At 73.4% G+C, this 17,215-nt stretch carries 16 protein-coding genes; 3 read left to right on the forward strand and 13 right to left on the reverse strand.

Annotated features, from left to right (window positions below; all coding sequences use genetic code 11):
• Positions 1 to 29: 29 nt before the first annotated feature.
• The 3 genes from ulaA to AB0E24_RS22050 are packed head-to-tail and all read right to left on the reverse strand — an operon-like array spanning position 30 to position 3,666.
• Positions 30 to 1,586, reverse strand: coding sequence for a PTS ascorbate transporter subunit IIC (gene ulaA, locus AB0E24_RS22040; protein ID WP_069872242.1), 1,557 nt, complete (start codon positions 1,584 to 1,586; stop codon positions 30 to 32).
• 23 nt (positions 1,587 to 1,609) lie between these two features.
• Complete coding sequence (locus AB0E24_RS22045; protein WP_359379192.1) at positions 1,610 to 2,446, reverse strand: PTS sugar transporter subunit IIAB; 837 nt, start codon at positions 2,444 to 2,446, stop codon at positions 1,610 to 1,612.
• A gap of 29 nt (positions 2,447 to 2,475) precedes the next feature.
• Positions 2,476 to 3,666, reverse strand: coding sequence for an MFS transporter (locus AB0E24_RS22050; protein ID WP_359379195.1), 1,191 nt, complete (start codon positions 3,664 to 3,666; stop codon positions 2,476 to 2,478).
• A 74-nt stretch (positions 3,667 to 3,740) separates the two neighbouring features.
• Here AB0E24_RS22050 and AB0E24_RS22055 point away from each other — a divergent pair, with 74 nt between their 5' ends.
• A complete protein-coding gene (locus tag AB0E24_RS22055; protein WP_180990557.1) occupies positions 3,741 to 4,316 on the forward strand; it encodes a CGNR zinc finger domain-containing protein in 576 nt (191 codons plus the stop codon).
• Between the two features lie 22 nt (positions 4,317 to 4,338).
• Here the strand turns inward: AB0E24_RS22055 and AB0E24_RS22060 are convergent, their stop codons facing one another.
• From AB0E24_RS22060 to AB0E24_RS22070, 3 genes are all read right to left on the reverse strand, one after another.
• Positions 4,339 to 5,928: a sodium/solute symporter gene (locus AB0E24_RS22060; RefSeq protein ID WP_359379198.1), complete on the reverse strand. Its 1,590-nt coding sequence runs from the start codon at positions 5,926 to 5,928 to the stop codon at positions 4,339 to 4,341.
• Positions 5,925 to 6,329 carry a hypothetical protein gene (locus tag AB0E24_RS22065; protein WP_359379201.1) on the reverse strand — a complete coding sequence of 135 codons (405 nt, stop codon included), beginning with the start codon at positions 6,327 to 6,329 and terminating at the stop codon, positions 5,925 to 5,927. Before AB0E24_RS22065 ends, AB0E24_RS22060 begins: the two co-directional genes overlap by 4 nt.
• 168 nt (positions 6,330 to 6,497) lie before the next feature.
• The gene (locus AB0E24_RS22070; protein ID WP_359379204.1) at positions 6,498 to 7,856 is read right to left on the reverse strand and encodes a PucR family transcriptional regulator; all 1,359 of its coding nucleotides are present in this window, start codon (positions 7,854 to 7,856) and stop codon (positions 6,498 to 6,500) included.
• 256 nt (positions 7,857 to 8,112) lie between these two features.
• Here AB0E24_RS22070 and AB0E24_RS22075 point away from each other — a divergent pair, with 256 nt between their 5' ends.
• Positions 8,113 to 8,556 carry a nuclear transport factor 2 family protein gene (locus tag AB0E24_RS22075; RefSeq protein ID WP_069872234.1) on the forward strand — a complete coding sequence of 148 codons (444 nt, stop codon included), beginning with the start codon at positions 8,113 to 8,115 and terminating at the stop codon, positions 8,554 to 8,556.
• Positions 8,557 to 8,660: 104 nt separating this feature from the next.
• Here the strand turns inward: AB0E24_RS22075 and AB0E24_RS22080 are convergent, their stop codons facing one another.
• Positions 8,661 to 9,110: a spore-associated protein A gene (locus tag AB0E24_RS22080; RefSeq protein ID WP_069872232.1), complete on the reverse strand. Its 450-nt coding sequence runs from the start codon at positions 9,108 to 9,110 to the stop codon at positions 8,661 to 8,663.
• A 195-nt stretch (positions 9,111 to 9,305) separates the two neighbouring features.
• On the opposite strand from AB0E24_RS22080, the gene AB0E24_RS22085 reads away from it, so the two are divergent.
• The gene (locus AB0E24_RS22085) at positions 9,306 to 10,190 is read left to right on the forward strand and encodes a lytic polysaccharide monooxygenase auxiliary activity family 9 protein (RefSeq protein ID WP_359379207.1); all 885 of its coding nucleotides are present in this window, start codon (positions 9,306 to 9,308) and stop codon (positions 10,188 to 10,190) included.
• 7 nt (positions 10,191 to 10,197) lie between these two features.
• Here AB0E24_RS22085 and AB0E24_RS22090 read toward each other — a convergent pair whose 3' ends face one another.
• The 6 genes from AB0E24_RS22090 to AB0E24_RS22115 are packed head-to-tail and all read right to left on the reverse strand — an operon-like array spanning position 10,198 to position 17,185.
• Positions 10,198 to 11,061 carry a TauD/TfdA dioxygenase family protein gene (locus AB0E24_RS22090; RefSeq protein WP_359379210.1) on the reverse strand — a complete coding sequence of 288 codons (864 nt, stop codon included), beginning with the start codon at positions 11,059 to 11,061 and terminating at the stop codon, positions 10,198 to 10,200.
• Positions 11,062 to 11,075: 14 nt separating this feature from the next.
• Positions 11,076 to 12,380, reverse strand: coding sequence for an FAD-dependent oxidoreductase (locus AB0E24_RS22095; RefSeq protein ID WP_359379213.1), 1,305 nt, complete (start codon positions 12,378 to 12,380; stop codon positions 11,076 to 11,078).
• Positions 12,377 to 14,104, reverse strand: a complete 1,728-nt coding sequence (locus tag AB0E24_RS22100) for a prenyltransferase/squalene oxidase repeat-containing protein (RefSeq protein WP_069872224.1) — start codon at positions 14,102 to 14,104, stop codon at positions 12,377 to 12,379. Before AB0E24_RS22100 ends, AB0E24_RS22095 begins: the two co-directional genes overlap by 4 nt.
• Before the next feature lie 33 nt (positions 14,105 to 14,137).
• On the reverse strand, positions 14,138 to 15,136 hold the full coding sequence (locus AB0E24_RS22105) for a UbiA family prenyltransferase (RefSeq protein ID WP_351376978.1): 999 nt from the start codon (positions 15,134 to 15,136) through the stop codon (positions 14,138 to 14,140).
• Positions 15,137 to 15,140: 4 nt separating this feature from the next.
• Complete coding sequence (locus tag AB0E24_RS22110; RefSeq protein ID WP_079256241.1) at positions 15,141 to 16,169, reverse strand: polyprenyl synthetase family protein; 1,029 nt, start codon at positions 16,167 to 16,169, stop codon at positions 15,141 to 15,143.
• Complete coding sequence (locus AB0E24_RS22115) at positions 16,166 to 17,185, reverse strand: aminotransferase class I/II-fold pyridoxal phosphate-dependent enzyme (RefSeq protein ID WP_359379218.1); 1,020 nt, start codon at positions 17,183 to 17,185, stop codon at positions 16,166 to 16,168. The genes AB0E24_RS22110 and AB0E24_RS22115 overlap by 4 nt, the downstream gene beginning before the upstream one ends.
• Between the last annotated feature and the right edge of the window lie 30 nt (positions 17,186 to 17,215).

Raw genomic sequence — 17,215 nt, forward strand, 5'->3', positions numbered from 1 at the left:
GGACGGGACCACTGGTCCGCCACCGTGCGTCAGGGGGCGGGCGGGGGTGCGGGAGCGCCCGCGGGCGGCGGGATCTTGGCGTACGCGGCCGTGGTGGCGCCGGTCTCGGCGGGCGCCACCACGCTTTCGCGCGGCATCAGGGCGTCGCGTGCCGCGCCCGGGTCCCAGCCGGTGTCGACCACCCGCTTCTGCACCAGGATCGCGGCCCCGAGGACCGCGAGGCCGAGCAGCAGGATGACGATGAGTCCGGCGGCGCCACCGGCCTTGCCCGCGTTGCCGATGAGCGCGCCGAACCAGCCGAAGTCGGCGTCGCCGAAGGTGGTGTTCTGGTCGCCGAACGCGCCGAGCACCTTGAGCAGCAGGGCGGGGAGGAAGGTGATGAGCAGCCCGTTGAGGAACGCCCCCACCACCGCGCCGCGCCGGCCACCGGTCGCGTTGCCGTAGACCCCGGCCGCGCCGCCGGTGAAGAAGTGCGGCACCAGGCCGGGCAGCACCAGGGCGAGACCGAAGGCCGGATTGAACACCCAGGTGAGCAGGGCCAGACCGATCAGGCCGCCGGTGAAGCTGGAGAGGAAGCCGATCAGCACCGCGTTCTGCGCGTACGGGAACACGATGGGCGCGTCCAGCGCGGGCAGGGCGCCGGGGACGACCTTCCGCGCGATCCCCTGGAAGGCCGGGACGAGCTCGCCGAGGATCGTACGGACGCCGAAGAGGATCACCGCGACCGCGATGCCGAACTGGAGCCCCTGCATCACGGACTGCATCAGATAGTTCCCGGTGCCGGTGGCCACGGCGCCGCCGGTGCCCGTGGCGAACGCCTTGAAGGCGGCCTTCTGCCCCTCCTTGACGAGCAGGAGGACGGCCATGACCAGGTAGATCAGCAGCATCGACAGGGCGGTGGCCACCATCGAGTCGCGCAGGAAGCGCAGCCCCTCGGGGAGCTTCATCTCCTCGGTGGAGCGGCTGCGCCTGCCGACCACCTTTCCGGCCGCGCCCGCCACGATGTATCCGGCGGTGCCGAAGTGGCCGATGGCGACGGTGTCGCTTCCGGTGACCCGCTTGGTCCAGGGGTGGGCGAAGGCGGGCATCGCGACCAGCATGATGCCCAGCAGCACACCGCCGACGGCCACCACGGCGACGGTCGAGCGGCCGCCGTTGGCCAAAACCACGGTCAGCAGCGTGGCCATGAACAGCATGTGGTGGCCGGTCAGAAAGACATAGCGGAGCGGGGTGAACCGGGCCAGCAGCAGGCTGACCACGAAGCCCAGGATCATCAGCCAGGCGACCCGGGAGCCGAACTGGTCCTGGGCGATGCCGACGATGGCCTCGTTGGTGGGGATGACGCCGTGGGCGCCGGTGACGCCCTGGATCATGGTGCCCAGGGGGGCGAGGGAGTCGGTGACCAGTCCCGCTCCCGCGCCGATCAGCAGAAAACCGAGGGTCGCCTTGATGGCGCCGCCGATGATCTGCCCGGTGCTTCTCCTCATCGCGATCAGTCCGACGGCGGTGATGATGCCGATCAGATACGCGGGTTCGCTCAGAATCTCATTGACGAGAAACGTGGCGAGGGTGACAAACCAGCTCATGGTGCTTCCTCTGTCCCCGTCGTTCAGACGTCGTACGTGTCCCGGAGCACCGCGTCCACCTCGGCGGTGCTGGTGAAGTCCTGGACGACCTTCACGGGCCGTCCCACATCCCCCAAAGTCCTGGCGATCTCACGGGAGGTGAGCAGGGCCACGGCCTCGGACGCCTTGCCCTTCGCGGAGATGGTGTCGGTGGCCTCCACGGTGACGAACCTGGACCAGCCCCAGCGGTCCAGCACCTGCTCCAGGGTGTTCTTGAGGAACAGACTGGTGCCCACGCCATTGCCGCAGACGGTGAGGATCTTGTGCAGCGAGGCCGCTCGGGGCCCGGAGGCGGCGGACGGTTCGGGGGCGGCGAACGGCTTGGAGGCGGCGGACGGTTCGGGTTCGGCGGACGGGTCGGACGCCTCGGCACCGTCCCCGGTCAGCACCGCGTGCAGCGCCTCCGGGGTGGGCGCCGCCGCGAGGGCGGCCGCGGTGCCGGGGTCGCCCAGGAGCCGTGCCAGGCTCGCCATCGCGGAGGTGTGCGCGGCCGAGTCCTTGGCGGCCAGGGCGACCACGAGGGTGACCGGGTCGTTGGACTCATGCCCGAATTCCACGGGCTCGGCGAGCCGGACCCAGGACATCCCGGTGGTGAGCACCGCCGGGGACGGCCGGGAGTGGGCGAAGGCCACCCCGGGGGCGATGACGATATACGGACCGTTCTCCTCGACGTTGGCGACCATCTCGCGGGTGTACTCGTCGGTGGCGGCTCCCGTTTCCACCATGAGACGCCCGGCGGCGCCTATCGCCTCACGCCAGTCGGCCGCCCGGACGTCGAGCCGTACGGCCTCGACCGGGAGCAGGTCTTTCAGATCTTCCATGCAGGTCATCATGGATGACATGGGCACCGTCACACAGCCCCCGGGGGTGGAAGCGGAGCGGTAGCCTCCGTGCCCTTGGACCAGCATACGAAGACGAGGGCCGCGAGCCCCGCGCACCCCGCGGCGGCCACCAGAGCGCCGGGCAGCGACCAGGCGGCGAGCGGACCGGCGAGCGCCGCGCCCAGGGCGAAGCCGGTGATCTTCAGGCTGGCGCCGGTGGTGAAGACCTGACCGCGCAGCCGCTCGGGCGCCTCCCGGTGGCGCACCGCGAACAGGGCCGTGAGCAGCGGGCCTTCGGCGGCGCCGGTGAGCAGCGCGGCGGCGATCACCGGGGCCGGATGGCCGATGGCCGCCAGCAGGGGCGCGAGGGCGAGCAGCAGGGCGCCACCGAGGAGCACGGTGTCCGGGCGCGGTGGGCGCGGGTGGCGGGAGAGGGCCGCGTTGGCCACGAGGGCCGATGCGGCGGTGGCGGACAGCAGCAGGGCGCCACGGTCGGCACCGCCGAGTACGGCCGCGCCGAGCGGCGGGCAGCAGGTGAGCAACGCGCCTTGGCCCACACAGGAGATGACGGAGGTGGCGGTGGCGCGGGCCAGGCGCCGGTTGCGGGCGACGACCCGCAGCCCGGCGGTGAGATCGGCCCGGACCGAGGAGGTGGGCGGCGGTGTGGAGACGGGCCGCTCAGGCGCGGGGAGCGCCCAGGCTGCGGGCAGCGCGAGGCCGATCAGCGCGATGGACACCGCCACGGCGGCCGGCGCCCCGAGCGCCCCCGCCACGGCCCCGGCGAGTGCGGGCCCCACCAGCGCGGCGAGGCTGAACGTCATCGCGTCGAGCGCGTTGGCACGGGGCAGGGTCCCCGGCGGCGCCACCCGCGGCAGCTGGGAGGTCCAGCCGCCGGACAGGGCCGGTCCCAGCACCCCCGCACCCACCGCGAGAAGCACCGTGAGGGCGAACGGCAGCCGCTCCAGGGCCAGGAGGATCGCGGTCAGCGCCGCCGCGTAGAAGGCGAGCGCCGCGGCCAGCAGCCGCCCCGGCCGGGCGGAGCGGTCGAGCAGCACCCCGAAGAGCGGCCCGCCGAGCGCCGCCGCGACCATGACGCCCGCCAGCAGCGACGAGCCGGAGGTGGCGGAACCGGTGAGCGCCGGTCCGGCCAGCAGCAGCGCGGGGCCGGACATCTCGTCCCCCGCGCGGGCGGCGGCCGCGCCGCCCAGATAGCACCTCATCGCGTAACGCCCTAACATGCGCGGCACATTACGCAGCTAACGCAAAACCTCGCCAGGTGCGTTACATTGACCCCGTGTCACCACCCTTGAACGACGACCGGTCCACCCGGCATTCGGTACGGGCCACCGCCCGCCGCACCGCCGCCCTCGTCAACGCCCTGACCGCGGAGCCGGATCCGGATCCCGGCGCGATCGCCGGGATCCTTCTCGACCACGGCGAGCTCGGCCCGCTCGAGCTCACCGCCGGCGATGTCGCGGGCCTGCGCACCGCCGCGCTGCGGCTGCGCGAGGTGTTCACCGCCGACGGTGTCGACGAAGCCGCCGGGGTGCTGAACCGGCTGCTGCGGGAGGGCACGGGTCCGCTGCGGCTCAGCTCGCACGACGGCCGCTCGCCCTGGCATCCGCATCTGGACAGCGATGACGAGGCGCCCTGGGGCGAATGGTTCCTGGCCTCGTCGTGCATGGCGCTGACCGTGCTGCTCTGGGAGGGTCAGCGCCCGCCCGGCGGTCTGTGCTCCTCCCCCGGCTGCGGCGATGTCTTCCTCACCGTGGGCAGCGGACCGGAGCGCCGCTACTGTTCTCGCCGGTGCGCGACCCGGGAGCGGGTGGCCGCCCACCGGCGCGCCAGGGCCGGATCCCGGTCCCCGTGAGGACTCCGGCGGATTCGACGCGTCAGCCGGGGTGCGTCGCGTAGGGCGTGTCGCCCCGCGCGGGGTCCTGGGCATGCCGAGCCCGGCGTCCGATACGGGAGCCGAACCAGCCGAGCAGAAACCCGGCGGGGACGGTGATGAGGCCGGGGTTGCGGAGCGGGAACCAGTGGAAGTCGCGGTCGGGGAAGACCGCGAGGGGGTTGCCGGAGATCGCCGGGGAGAAGGCCATGGCCACGGCGGTGAGCACGAGCCCCCCGTACAGCGCCCAGCGCAGTCCGTTCACCGTGAAGCCGCGCCACAGGGTGCCGTAGAGCACGACCGGCAGCAGGGCCGAGGCGGCGGCCGCGAAGGTGAAGGAGATCAGGACCTGCCGGTTCCAGTGCTGGGTCACGATGGCGAGGACGACGGCCGTGACGCCGACGGCCACGATGGCCGCGCGGGCGGCGGCGAGCTCGCGATCGGCCGAGAGCCTGCCCCTGAAGACGACCTTGGCCAGCACGTCATGGGCGAGGGAGGCCGCGGCGGCCAGGGTGAGCCCGGCGACCGCCGCGAGCGTGGTGGCGACGACCGCGCAGGCCACGACGGAGAAGAGCAGGCTGCGGTGGGCCTCCGGCGCCGCCGGGTCCAGGGCGAGGGTGAGCAGCAGCAGGGAGTCGCCGCCGGTGGGGTCGGAGGCGCGCAGGGCGCGGGCGCCCACGACGGCGGTGGCTCCGGCACCCACGATCACGATCAGCCCGAGGATGGTGGTGACCGCGCCGACCGCCCAGGTGGTGGCGGCGCGGGCGGCCCGCATCCCGCGGATCGGGTGCAGCCGCATGGTGAGATGGGGCATACAGGCCGCGCCGACGGCGAGGGTGAGCTGGACGCTGATGACGTCCAGGCGGCCGCTGAGGGAGTCTCCGTACTGGCGGCCGGACTGCCAGAAGCCGTTGCCGTAGCCGCTGGCGTCGGCCGCGGCGTCGAAGAGGGCGACCGGGTTCCAGGAGAAGCGCCTCAGCACCAGGCAGGCGAGCAGGACGAACGCGGCGAGCAGCAGCACCGTCTTGAGGATCTGGATGAAGCCGGTGCCCTTCATCCCGCCGAGGGCGGCGTAGCAGACCATGAGCGAGCCGATGAAGACGGTGCAGCCGGTGACCGCGCCGCTTCCGGGGATGCCGAGCAGCAGCGCCAGCATGTCGCCTGCGCCGTTGAGCTGTACCAGCAGCAGCGGCAGGACCACCACCAGCACCACGACGGCGGTGCCTACGCGGGCGGGGCGCTCGCTCAGCCGCTCGGAGAGGACGTCGCCGAGGGTGAACTGCCCGCGTCCGCACAGCGGTCCGGCGAGGACCAGCATGAACAGCAGGATGGAGAGCACGGTGGAGGTGGCGATGAGCACCCCGTCGAATCCGGCGAGGGCGATGGTGCCGGTGGTGCTGAGCACGGTGGCGGCGGAGATGTAGTCACCCGCGATGGCCAGGCCGTTCTGCATCGGGCTGAGCGCGCCGGTGCCGAGGTAGAACTCGGTGGGGTCGTCATTGCCGGTGGCCGCGAGGATGCAGAGCAGGAACGAGATGGCCATGAAGCCCGCGAAGAGCACGAACGCCAGCGTTCTGGGGTCGAGGAAGCTCACCGCTCCCCCTCCCCCGCGGCGCCGGACCGGCGGTGGGCCCGGGCCAGGACGGTGAGCAGCACCGCCGTGTCCAGGCCGATCAGCATGGCGCCCACGGTGAACCCGCCGCCCGCACCGAGGTTGACCACACCCTCGGCGGCGCAGTTCACCACCACCGCGGCCACATGACAGGTGAGCGCGGCGCAGGCCGCCCGCGCCGGCCAGGGCCACGGCCGCTGCCACGGCGAGCGCCGCTCCGGCGGAGGCGGAGGCGGAGGCGGCGCCGTGGCGTGGTGCGGCATCGTGGCGGCACGGCGCGTGGTGCGGTACGGGCCGCGGTGCGCGGTGGGGTGCGTGGCGCGGGACCCGACGGACGGGACGGACGGGACGTGCGGGCCCCAGAGGTGGTCGTGGTCGGACATGTCGCGGCTCCTTGTGCGGATTCCGTCCCACGTCACCGGGACGGAATCGCCACGACAGCAGGTCGGCACGGTCGCGTACAGGCCAACCGGCGGACCGTGTGACGGGCGCACATGATCGGCGCGGGGCCGTTGTGCACGCCCACACCGTCTCGGGCGGGCAGCCGGTGCTCAGGAGGTCAGCAGCCGGTGCGCGGACAGCGCGAGCGACAGCTCCATCACCTCTCGGGGGCGGTCCAGTGAACGCCCGGTCAACTGCTCATAGCGGCGGAGCCGGTTGAGCACCGTGTTGCGGTGGCAGAACAGCAGCTCGCCCGCGCGGCGCGCCGACCCATCGGCCTCCAGCCAGGCGGCCAGCGTCGTCAGCAGCAGCTCCCGGTCGGCGGGCTCCAGCGCCAGGACCGGTCCGAGCATCCGGTCGGCGAGCGCGGTGCCGAGTTCCGGGGAGGACACCACCAGCGCCTCCGGATAGCGCTCCTCCAGCAGCGCCGCCTCCCCGGCGGCCGGGCGGGTGCGCAGCGCCGTATCGGCGAGCCTGCGGGCGGTGTTGACCGCGGCCAGACCGGTCACGGCGGGGCTGACCCCGGCCCGTACGCCGGGCGGCAGCTCCAGCCCGCGCACCAGCCGCTCCACACCGACGCCATCACCGCTGTCGCCGTCGCTGCCATAGCCATCACCGCCGTCGCCGTCGGTGTCGCCGAGCAGCACGATGGCGTGGGCGATGCCCTCCGCCGTGTGCCAGACCGTGCGAAGACCGGCGCACACCCCGGTGACGGGGTGCGGCGCCCGCGCCGGGGCATCGGTGTCCTCCAGCGCCACGACCGCGTAACGCCCCCGCTCGGGCAGGCCGAGGACCTCCTCCGCCTCGGGGAAGTCGGTCACCCGGGCGGTGCCGTCGAGCAGAGCGGCGACGATGATCCGGTAGCGGTTCTCCCGGTGCCAGGAGAGCTGCCGTTCGACCTCCTGGTACGCCGTGGCGACGAGGGTGCAGTGCTCGTCGACGAAGTTCCATACGTCGGCGGCGACATGGACCAGCGCCTGGGCGCCCAGTGGGTCCTCCTTCGAGGCGGTCTCCAGGAGCCGCTCCCAGACGACGGTGCAGCCGATGCGGTACGCGTGCAGCAGCGCGTCCAGCGGAAAGCCCTGGGCGGCGCGGTCGGTGCCGATCCGCCACGCGCAGGATCTGGCCGATTCGCGCGTCTCCTTGGGGCGCACCAGCGAGCGCACATTGTGGCTGAGCGAGTCGTGGACCTCCCGCCACACCTCGTGCGGGTCGAGGGAGGGCGACCGGTAGACGGGCTCGCGCTCCTTCATCAGCGTGACGATACGGTCCGTCAGCCGTGGGACCTCCTCGATGAGCACGCGGGCGGTGCGGTGCAGCAGCGCCACGGTCTCGGCGTCGGCCCGCGACCGGATCGGCGGGCGGGCGGCGGGCATCCGGGGCGGTGTACGGCCCCGGTCGGCGGACCGGCGGGGGGCCGGGCGGCCCATGGCGGGGGCGGAAGCGCGGGAGCCGGTGACGGGGTGCATAGACGTTCCTCCACCTGTGACGGGCGAAAGCGCAGCTCGACGCGGCAGCGTGAGGCCACGGCCAGGTTTGATACCAGAGCCTGCCCCGCTATTGCACCATCGGCATACCGATGGGTCGGTGGCTTCACGGAATTCTTCCGCACGCCCGGCGGTTGCCGCACCGGACTCCGGCGGCGGTTCGGCATTCGGGACCTCGTCGGCCGAGACCCCCGGGATATGCTGTCGATCACTTGAATCCTCGGGGGGAGAGCTCCGTATGCTCGATCGTCTGGCGGTCCATGAGCTGATCCACCGCTGGTGGTTCGTCTTCGACGAGGGGCAGTTCGACGTCTGGCCCGAGCTGCTGACCGAGGACGTACACATCACCTCCCGCTCGGACACCGGGAAGTCTCCGTACGAGGAGTTCATCGCCTCCGACAACCAGGGCCGTGAGCAGGTGATCGCCTGGCAGCGGAAGCACCGCGAGGCGGCCGGCTACCCGCTGCGCCACAATGCCTCGAACATCCACATCGAGCGGGTCGACGGCGATGACATCTCGGTGGTGTCCTATATGTACGCCACCAACATCACCGAGGGCCAGGTGACCCCGATAGCCGGGGGCGTGGTGCGCTGTGTGGTCCGCTCCGACGGTGCCGCCTACCGTCTCGCACAGCTCCACATCGTGCTGGACACCCACGCGGTGGCCTTCACCGAGCGCTAGTACCCGTACGACGAGTGCGGCGGCCACCTCACAGAGATGGCCGCCGCCCCCCGTGCGTTCCCCCGTCGGTGGGCTCGATCGGCGCGTGGCTTCCGGGCTTGCGCCTACCAGCCCTTGGTCACGCGGTGGGCCGTCAGGGATCCGCAGTTCGATCCGTAGGTCCAGGTGGACTGGTTCTCGATGCCCCCGGCCCAGTCCACACACTTGCCACGCCCGTCGCCGTACACCGGGCCCGCGTACGAGGTGTACGCGCCGCCGTCCTCGGCCGACTCGTCGGCTCCCTGAACGTACAGGTAGGCGAACATGGGAACCGGCTTGCCCGTGGCGTTCCGGACGGTGACCACGCAGTTCTTGCCCTTGGCGGAGTTGTAGGTGAGGAAGACGGTGCCCTTGGAGCCGATGGGCGCCGAGTTCACCACCTTGTATCCGGTGCCGCACACCCCGTTGTACGTGGCCGTGGCGGCGGCCGACGCCTGCGGCGTGATGGCCACGGTGCCCGCGATGGCGGCGGTGGCGAGGACCGCGGTGGCGGCCATACGGCGAGAAAGATTCATTTGTCCCCCTTAATGATTCTTCATGGGCGTAGGCGCTGTTTGCGTCTGCCTAGGGAGACATGCGGAGCTCGTGGATGGTTGTACGGCGTCATGCCACGGCTTCCGGGGGCCCGTTGAACGCACGGGCCGGGCCTCCCGTATCCCCCGGGACGGGTGAGCCACCCGTCGCCGCACCGAGCTGGAGGGCCGCACCGGATGACCTCGCACCGCACCGCCGCCGTGGGCGCTCTTCTCGGCGCCCTCCCCTGTCTGTTCACGGCGCTGGCCGCTCAGCCCGCCCAGGCGCACGGGGCGCCGACGGATCCGGTGAGCCGGACGTTCGCCTGCTCACCCGAGGGCGGGGCCGCGGCGCGGTCGGCCGCGTGCCGGGCGGCCCGGGCCGCCAATGGCCCGGAGGCGGCGGACTGGGACAATCTGCGGATCGCCGGGGTCGAGGGCAGGGACCGGGAGCGGGTCCCGGACGGAAAGCTGTGCAGCGGGGGCCTGGAGGCGTACCGGGGGCTGGACCTGGCGCGCGCCGACTGGCCCTCGACCCGGCTTTCGGCCGGGGCGAAGCTCACGCTCACCTACCGGTCGACGATCCCGCACACGGGGACCTTCGAGCTGTATCTCACCAAGGAGGGCTACGCTCCCACCCGGCCGCTGAGGTGGTCGGATCTGGAGCCGAAGCCGTTCGCCACGGCCAAGGACCCCGCGCTGGTGGACGACGCGTACCGCGTCCAGGCCACGCTGCCCGCCGGCCGAACCGGCCGTCAGTTGGTCTACACGATCTGGCGGAACACCAGCACCCCGGACACCTACTACTCCTGCTCCGACGTGGTGCTGAGCGCCGCCGCGGGGAAGGGCCCGAAGGACGCGCCGGAGCGGCCCGCCACCCCGTCCGGCGGGGCCGCGGCCCCGTCGGTGGAGGTCACCGCCCCGCCGTCCCGGGGCGACGCGCCGCCCTCCCCGGCCACCTCCGCCACCGGAGCGGACGACGGCGGCACCACCACTCCGGTGCTGCTCGCCGGTGGCGCGTCCGTGCTGGTGCTGGGCGCGGGCGTCGCCGCCACCGTACGGCGGCGGCGCCCGGGCCGCTGACGGGCTGTCACCGGTAGCCGTGCCGGGCCGTGACATGGCGCGGGTAGTAGCGCTCGTCGGGCGCGGGCCGGTACTCCTTCCAGCGGGGGGTGTCGCCGGTGGGGTGGTCGCCGAGGACGGTCACCCGCTGTCCCCTGCGGGGCCCGCTGTAGTCGTTGACGGCCAGGTGCTGGGTGGCGCGGTTGTCCCACATCGCGACCGCGCCGGGTTGCCAGCGGTAGCGGCAGTTGAACCGGGGCGACTCGGAGTGCTCGAAGAGGTACTGGAGCAGGGCGTCGCTCTCCGGGCGGCTGAGCTGCGGGATGTGCGAGGTCCACATGCGCGTCACATACAGCGAGCGCCTGCCGGTCTCGGGGTGGATCCGCACCACCGGGTGTTCGGCGGAGTGCTCGCCGGTCTGCGGTGTGTTGAGGACGTGGACGGCGGTGAGCCCATCGAGGAGTTCGCGCATCGGCTCGGAGAGCGTCTCGTAGACCAGGTACTGGTTGCTCCACATGGTGTCGCCGCCGGAGGCGGGACACACCTGGAGATGGAGGATGGAGGCGACCGGCGGATTGGGCTGGAAGGTCACGTCGATATGCCACTCGTCGGCCTTGGCGCCCTGGTCCGCGTCCAGGACGACGATCTCGGGGTGGCCGTCGGCCTTCGGCAGGAACGGATGGACCTCCAGCTCCCCCAGCCGCCGCCCCAGGGCGATATGCGCCTTTGGGGTGAGGTGTTCCTGGTCGGGGAAGAAGACCACGAGGTGCTCGAGCAGCAACTCATGGATGCGCTCGAAGAGTTCGTCGGTGAGCTCGGTCAGATCGACACCGCGGATCTCCGCGCCGAGCGCTCCGGAGACGGGGGTCACGGCCAGTTCGGGAGTGGGCATGCGATAAACCGTCCTCACATGGATTGCGGTCGGCCGGCCGATGCGGCCGGCACTCGGTGGGCGCGCGGATCGGGGACGAGACCGAGCTGCTGAAGCCGGTCCAGCGGGGTCAGCGGGCGGGGGCCGAGGCCCGACATGTTGTGGGTGACGGTGTGCAGCAGCCGGGGGTTGGCCCCGGTGTGGCGGACCGCCCGGCGGCCCAGGATCCGGCCGCGCCACGACAGATCGGTGACCATCCGCGCCGCGTTGCCGCTGGTCCTGGCCGCCTGGACGAGAAGGGGCAGCTGCCGTTCGTGGTAGTCGCGCAGCGCGCCGTCCACCGCCGCGGCCGACATCCCGCCCATCCGCTCCAGCCGGTCCGCCAGCCGCTCGGCGAGAGCGCCGGCGCTGGTGATGGCGGTGTTCATGCCCTGCGCGGCCATCGGGTGGACGGCGTACGCGGCCTCGCCGACCAGCGCCAGTCCATGCCCGGCCAGCCGGGGCGACAGCAGCCGTCCGACGGGCAGCGTCTGCCGGGTGTCGAGATGGGCGAGCAGGGAGGCGGTCAGCGGCTCCAGGGCGGGCACCTGGGACAGCGCCCGGGTGGCCCAGTCGGCCAGCCCCCCGCGCGCCGTGACGCCGCGCAGCTCATCGGGCCCGGCCTGGAGGTAGAGCCGCAGCCGGCCGCCCGGCAGCGGATAGAGCAGGCGCAGCCCCCGGTCGGTGACGTACGCGGAGAAGTCGTCGGCCCGCGCGGCGGCTTCGGCGTCGGCGATGTCGAAGGAGACCAGCCGGTGCGGGTAGTCGATCCGTTTGGCCTCGATGTCCGCCCAGGTCCGCAGCCGTGAGGAGATGCCATCGGCGGCGACCACGAGCGGGGCCCGCTCCTCGTAGACCCTGCCGCCTTCGGCCAGCCGCAGTCCGGTGATCCGGCCGGAGTCGTCGCGCAGCGGCGACTCCGCGCGGACGCCCCGGCGCAGTTCGACGCGCGGCCCGAGCCCCTCGGCCAGGGCGGTGAGGATGGTGGTGTGGTCATGGGCCAGCAACCACTGGTCGGGGGCGGGCAGTTGACCGTAGTCGAGGGACATCAGCGCGGTGCCCCGCGGATCGCGGACGACCAGCCGTCCGAGCCGGACCGCGCCCTGGGCGTCGAGCCGCTGCTCCACGCCCCAGGAGCGCAGCAGACGCAGCGCGCCCGGCTGGAGCACCTCTCCCTTGGCGATCGGGCGGATCCTCGGCTGCTTGTCGACCACCAGGACGTCCAGTCCGAGGCCGCCGAGCGCGCGGGCCGCCGCGAGACCCCCGACGCCCGCCCCGCACACCAGCACATCGGGGCTCATGGCCTGCCTCCTTCGCCGTCGCCTGTGATGTCTTTCGTGCGGGTCGCGGTGGCCGTGGCCGTCGCGGAGCGGTAGTGGGCCAGGGCCCGCAGCGCCAGGCCCGCCGCGATGCCGTCGTCGGCGTAGCGGGCACAGCCGCGGATGTACTCGTTGACCGGCGCCGGGTTCCAGCCGCCGTCCGCCCGCTGGGCGTCGACGAGCCAGCGGGCCGCCGCCGCGAGGGCCGGGTCGGCGGGGCTCGGCCCGGCGGCGAGCAGCCCGCGCAGCGCCCAGGCGGTCTCCTCCACGGTGCCGGGCCGGGTGCCCTCGCCGGTGCTCCACGAGCCGTCGGGGTGCCGGGTGCGCAGCAGCCAGTCCCTGGCCCGGGCCGCCGCCCGGCGGTGCTCCTCGGTGCGGCCCGCCCGGGTGAGCGCCTCCAGCGCCGCGGCGGTGCCGGGGGTGCCGCCGCGGTACCACATGGCCTCGAACGATCCGTCCGGGCGCTGCCGGCCGACCAGCCACCGCACCGCCTTGGCCACGCGCGGGTCGTCGGCCCCGGCCCCGGAGTCGAGCAGGGCGCCCACGATCTTGGCGGTCATCTGGGGACAGGGTCCGAAGCCGCCCGGTTTGGTGTTCCGCACGGCCAGGCTCCAGGACCCGGCCGCGTCCTGGGTGGCGGTCAGCCACGCCAGTCCGGCGCGCACATGCGGGTCGTACGCGCCGCCGGGCAGCCGCAGCAGGATGGCGCTGGACTCGGCCGTCTCCAGGGCCATCGGCCAGCTGCGGGGGCTGGAGAACCCCCAGTAGCCGGCCGGGCAGCCGAGCGCGTCGAACGGCTCGGGCTGCTGGTGGCGGTGGAGCATCTCGCGGGTGCCGATCAGCTGGGGGTCGTCGGCGCGACCGGCTTCGATCAGCGCGGCGGTGGCGAAGTTCGTCCAGGTCACATCGAGGGGCATCAGATCCCAGGAGCCGTCGGGGCGCGCCGCCGAGCGGAGCCAGCCGGCGGCGGCGCGGACCAGGTCGGGCGCCTGTCCGGAGCGGGCGAGGCCCAGGCAGATGAGTCCGGTGAGCCAGGGGTCGGTGCTGAACCCGCCGGTGGCGCCCTCGCGTTCGTACGCGTCACGGAGGATCGCCAGGGCCCTGGGGCGGGCCAGCCGGTCCAGGGCGCGGCCGACCGGGCCGCGGCGGCGGTGGGCGGACTGGGCGAGCGCCTGGCCGGCGTAGATGGGCAGCCGCAGGCTGAGCAGACGGCGGCTGAGGCCGGGGAGGAGCAGCAGTTCCAGGGGGAGCCGGCGCTGGGCGCCCTCATGGGGCAGCCCGGCGAAGGTGTGGAACTGGCGGATGAGGGCGGTCATCAGGGGTTCCGGGACGGCCGCGGAGCCGCCGAGTTCCTCGAACCGATCCCGTGCGGCGCGTACGGCCGACGCCGCCCGGCGGGGGGCCACCAGTTGGAGCGCGGCGGCGGCGAGCGCGGTGGTGAGGGGTTCGGTGGGCACCGAGCGCATGGCCCAGCCGCCGTCGTCCCGCTGGGTCTCGCACAGCCAGGTGACACCGCGCTCGATGGTCTCGGCCGAGCCCTCCGGATCGGCGAAGTGCAGTGCGGTGAGGGCTCCGGCGGTGTTCAGCGGCGAGGCGTGGTGCGCGCCGAAGACGAAGGCGCCGTCGTCGCGCCGATGGGCCAGGAGCGCCTCGGCACCGGCGACGATGGCCGTGCCGACGCTCTCGGTCAAGGCGGAAGGGGGCATGGGATCGGACCCTTCTGGTGGTGGCGCGCCGTGTCAGGGGCGTGGATCGGGGAGGGTGGACCGGCCATCGGCCAGAGGGGCGGGGAACTCATGGCGGGACCGCATCCGGCTCTGGGTGATGACGCTGACCGCGAGGAGCGGCGTCAGCAGCGCCAGGGCGGGTACGGCGCCGGCGCCCGCGGCCACCACCGCCGCGGCCAGCACCAGGCGTTCGCAGACGAGGACGGCGTGGGCGCGCAGCGCCAGCGCGGGGGTGAGGTGCCCCGGTGACCGCAGCAGCAGCCCGAAGACGCCCGCGCCGCACAGCGCCGCCGCCGACAGCAGCACCAGATAGCCGGCCGTGTCCTCGGGCACCAGCCCGGTGGCGGCGCAGGCCACGGCCACGGCGGTCAGATACAGCGCGGCCGCGGTGTGCGTGGCGCGCCGTACGCCCCGGCGCACCGGCACGGTGGCGTAGCCGCCCTCGCGGTCGCCGTCGACGTCGCGGAGGGTGCCGACGAGGTTGGACGCGGTGTCATGGGCCAGGAAGACCAGGGCGAAGGGCAGCGTCCGCCACGGTGGCCACGGCTGGACGGCCATCGCGCCGAACAGCACGGTGAGCGCGGTCAGCACACCGCGGACGAGATTGCCCGGCAGGCCACGCCCCTTGAGGACCCGGCTGTAGGCCACGATGCCCGCCATGGCGGCGGCGGCCACGGCCACCGCGCGCCAGTTGGCCCACAGGGCCAGCGCGGCCACCGCGAGGGCGCAGCCGATACCCGCGGCCACGGCCGTACGAGGACTCAACCGTCCGGAGGGTATGGGGCGTTGGGGCTTGCTGAGGGCGTCCAGGTCACGGTCGTAGTAGTCGCCGAGATAGTGGCCGGCGACCCAGCCGAGGGTCGGCGCGGCCCAGGCCACCGTCAACTGCCCCGTGGTGGGGTGCGATCCGGTGAGCGAGGCTCCGGCGAGTCCGACCAGACCGGGGTACCACAGGGTGTACGGGCGCCAGGTCTGGAGATGGGCGAGGAGTGCCGTGCGCGGGGCCGCCACGGCGTCACCGGTCCCGGCTGACCGACAGATCGGCCACCGCCGCGAGCACGGCGGTGGCCCGGGAGCGGGGCAGCTCCGCCAGACAGGACTTGGCCAGGTCCGCCTGGGCCGTGGCCCGGTCCCGCGCGGCGTCGAGCGCGCCGGTCGTCTCCAGCAGTTCGTGCACCGTCCGCAGCGCGTCGGCGGCGGGCAGGGCGCCGCCGAGCGCCGCCTCCAGCCGGGCGCGGGCCGGGGCACCGGCCATGGCGTGGCAGAGCAGAACGGGGAAGGTGGGCCGGGCGGCCGCGATGTCGCTGAGGGCGGACTTGCCGGTGGTGCGGCTGTCGCTGGTGTACGGCAGCAGGTCGTCGTGCATCTGGAAGGCCGACCCCAGGTGTTCGGCGTAGGCGGTGAGCGCGTGCCGCTGGGCGGGGGATCCGCCGCCCAGGATCGCCCCGCCCCGGCAGGCGGCCCGGAACAGCGCCCCGGTCTTCAGGGCGGTCATGGTGACGTACCGGTCGAGTCCGCAGCCGAGGTCGCCGCGGAGTTCGGCCTCCATCGCCTGGCCGCGGCACAGATCGACGCCCGCCTGAGCGAAGACCCGTACGGCGTCGAGGACCCGGCCCGGCGGCAGCCCGCCCGCCTCGTCGGTGCCGTCGGTGAGCACGCCGAACGTGCCCAGCATCAGGGCGTCCCCGGTGACGATGGCGTCGGCGGTGCCGTGGCGCGCCGCGACGGACGGACGGCCCCGCCGCATGGCGTCGCCGTCGATGACATCGTCGTGGACGAGGGATCCCACATGGAGGTACTCCACGCTCAGCGCGGCCGGGACGACGGCGGGTCCGCCGCCGCCCACCGCCTCTGCGGCCTCCATGAGCAGCAGCGGGCGCAGCAGCTTGCCCGCCGGGAGCAGCGCGTACCGGGAGATCCGGTGGAGCCGTTCGGCCTCGCGCGGCCAGCGCCGGTCGAGCTCGCGCAGCAGGAGCTCCATGGTGGGGGCGGCCTCCGCCAGCGGGTCGGCCACCTCGGTGACCGCGACATCGGGCGGGGTCATACGGTCGCCTCCCGGTACTTTCCGGCGAGTTGGGCGAACGCCTGGTTGGCGGCGGGCTCGGCGACGGTGACCCGGATGCCTTCGCCCGGTTTGCCGCACACCACCACGCCGTGGTCCGCGCAGAACTGGGTGAAGCGCTCCACACCGGAGGTCATGGGCAGCCAGAGGAAGTTGCCCTGGCTCGCGGGCACCTCCCAGCCCTGGTCGAGCAGGGTCCGGTGGAGCCGCTCGCGCTCCTCGACGGTCCGGGCGCACTGCCCGAGCACCCGCTCATGGGCGCCGAGCGCGGCGATGGCGGCCTCCTGTGCCACGGCGCTCACCCGGTGGAAGGGCAGGACCGAGCGGAGCGGGGCGAGCACGGGCTCATGGGCCACGAGATAGCCGACCCGCAGGCTGAGCAGTCCGTAGGACTTGGAGAACGTCCGCACCACACAGACCCGTTCATCGGCGCGGTGCAGTGCGATGCCGTCGGCGATGGCGCCGGGGTCGGCGAAGTCCCGGTACGCCTCGTCGATGACGACGGTGACATAGGCCGGCAGCCGGTCCAGCAGGCGCAGGATCCGCTCCTGGTCCAGCGCGGTGCCGGTGGGGTTGTTGGGGGTGCACAACAGGACCATGCGGGTGCGGTCGGTGACGGCGTCCGCCATCGCCTTCAGATCGTGGTCGTATCCGGAGAGCGGCACCCGCACGGTGGTGGATCCGGCGTTGGCCGCCATCATGGGGTACGCCTCCCATGAGGGCCAGGCGTGCACCGTGTCGGTGTCGGGTCCGGTGAGGGTGGAGAACAGCTCCTGGAGCAGCGCGCCGGAGCCCGGTCCGGCGAGTATGTGCTCCGGGCCCACTCCCAGATGCACGGCGAGGGCCTGGCACAGCCCGGTGCCGAGGGCATCGAGGGTACGGTGGGCGTTCCGCGCGGTGCGCAGGACGGCGTCCACCACTTCGGGGAGCGGGGGGTGAACGGTTTCGTTGAGCGACATCTGGTGGAAGGGATTGTTCTCCGCCACCACCGGAGTCATGCGATTCCAGCCATCATGCATCGGGCACCA

The sequence above is a fragment of the Streptomyces malaysiensis subsp. malaysiensis genome (assembly GCF_040653035.1).
Lineage (GTDB): Bacteria > Actinomycetota > Actinomycetes > Streptomycetales > Streptomycetaceae > Streptomyces > Streptomyces malaysiensis.

Coding starts and splice junctions, on each gene's coding strand:
- ulaA (WP_069872242.1), bottom strand. CDS start 1,586: ATGAGCTGGTTTGTCACCCTCGCCACGTTTCTCGTCAATGAGATTCTG.
- AB0E24_RS22045 (WP_359379192.1), bottom strand. CDS start 2,446: ATGGAAGATCTGAAAGACCTGCTCCCGGTCGAGGCCGTACGGCTCGAC.
- AB0E24_RS22050 (WP_359379195.1), bottom strand. CDS start 3,666: ATGAGGTGCTATCTGGGCGGCGCGGCCGCCGCCCGCGCGGGGGACGAG.
- AB0E24_RS22065 (WP_359379201.1), bottom strand. CDS start 6,329: ATGTCCGACCACGACCACCTCTGGGGCCCGCACGTCCCGTCCGTCCCG.
- AB0E24_RS22070 (WP_359379204.1), bottom strand. CDS start 7,856: ATGCACCCCGTCACCGGCTCCCGCGCTTCCGCCCCCGCCATGGGCCGC.
- AB0E24_RS22075 (WP_069872234.1), top strand. CDS start 8,113: ATGCTCGATCGTCTGGCGGTCCATGAGCTGATCCACCGCTGGTGGTTC.
- AB0E24_RS22080 (WP_069872232.1), bottom strand. CDS start 9,110: ATGAATCTTTCTCGCCGTATGGCCGCCACCGCGGTCCTCGCCACCGCC.
- AB0E24_RS22085 (WP_359379207.1), top strand. CDS start 9,306: ATGACCTCGCACCGCACCGCCGCCGTGGGCGCTCTTCTCGGCGCCCTC.
- AB0E24_RS22090 (WP_359379210.1), bottom strand. CDS start 11,061: ATGCCCACTCCCGAACTGGCCGTGACCCCCGTCTCCGGAGCGCTCGGC.
- AB0E24_RS22095 (WP_359379213.1), bottom strand. CDS start 12,380: ATGAGCCCCGATGTGCTGGTGTGCGGGGCGGGCGTCGGGGGTCTCGCG.
- AB0E24_RS22100 (WP_069872224.1), bottom strand. CDS start 14,104: ATGCCCCCTTCCGCCTTGACCGAGAGCGTCGGCACGGCCATCGTCGCC.
- AB0E24_RS22110 (WP_079256241.1), bottom strand. CDS start 16,169: ATGACCCCGCCCGATGTCGCGGTCACCGAGGTGGCCGACCCGCTGGCG.
- AB0E24_RS22115 (WP_359379218.1), bottom strand. CDS start 17,185: ATGACTCCGGTGGTGGCGGAGAACAATCCCTTCCACCAGATGTCGCTC.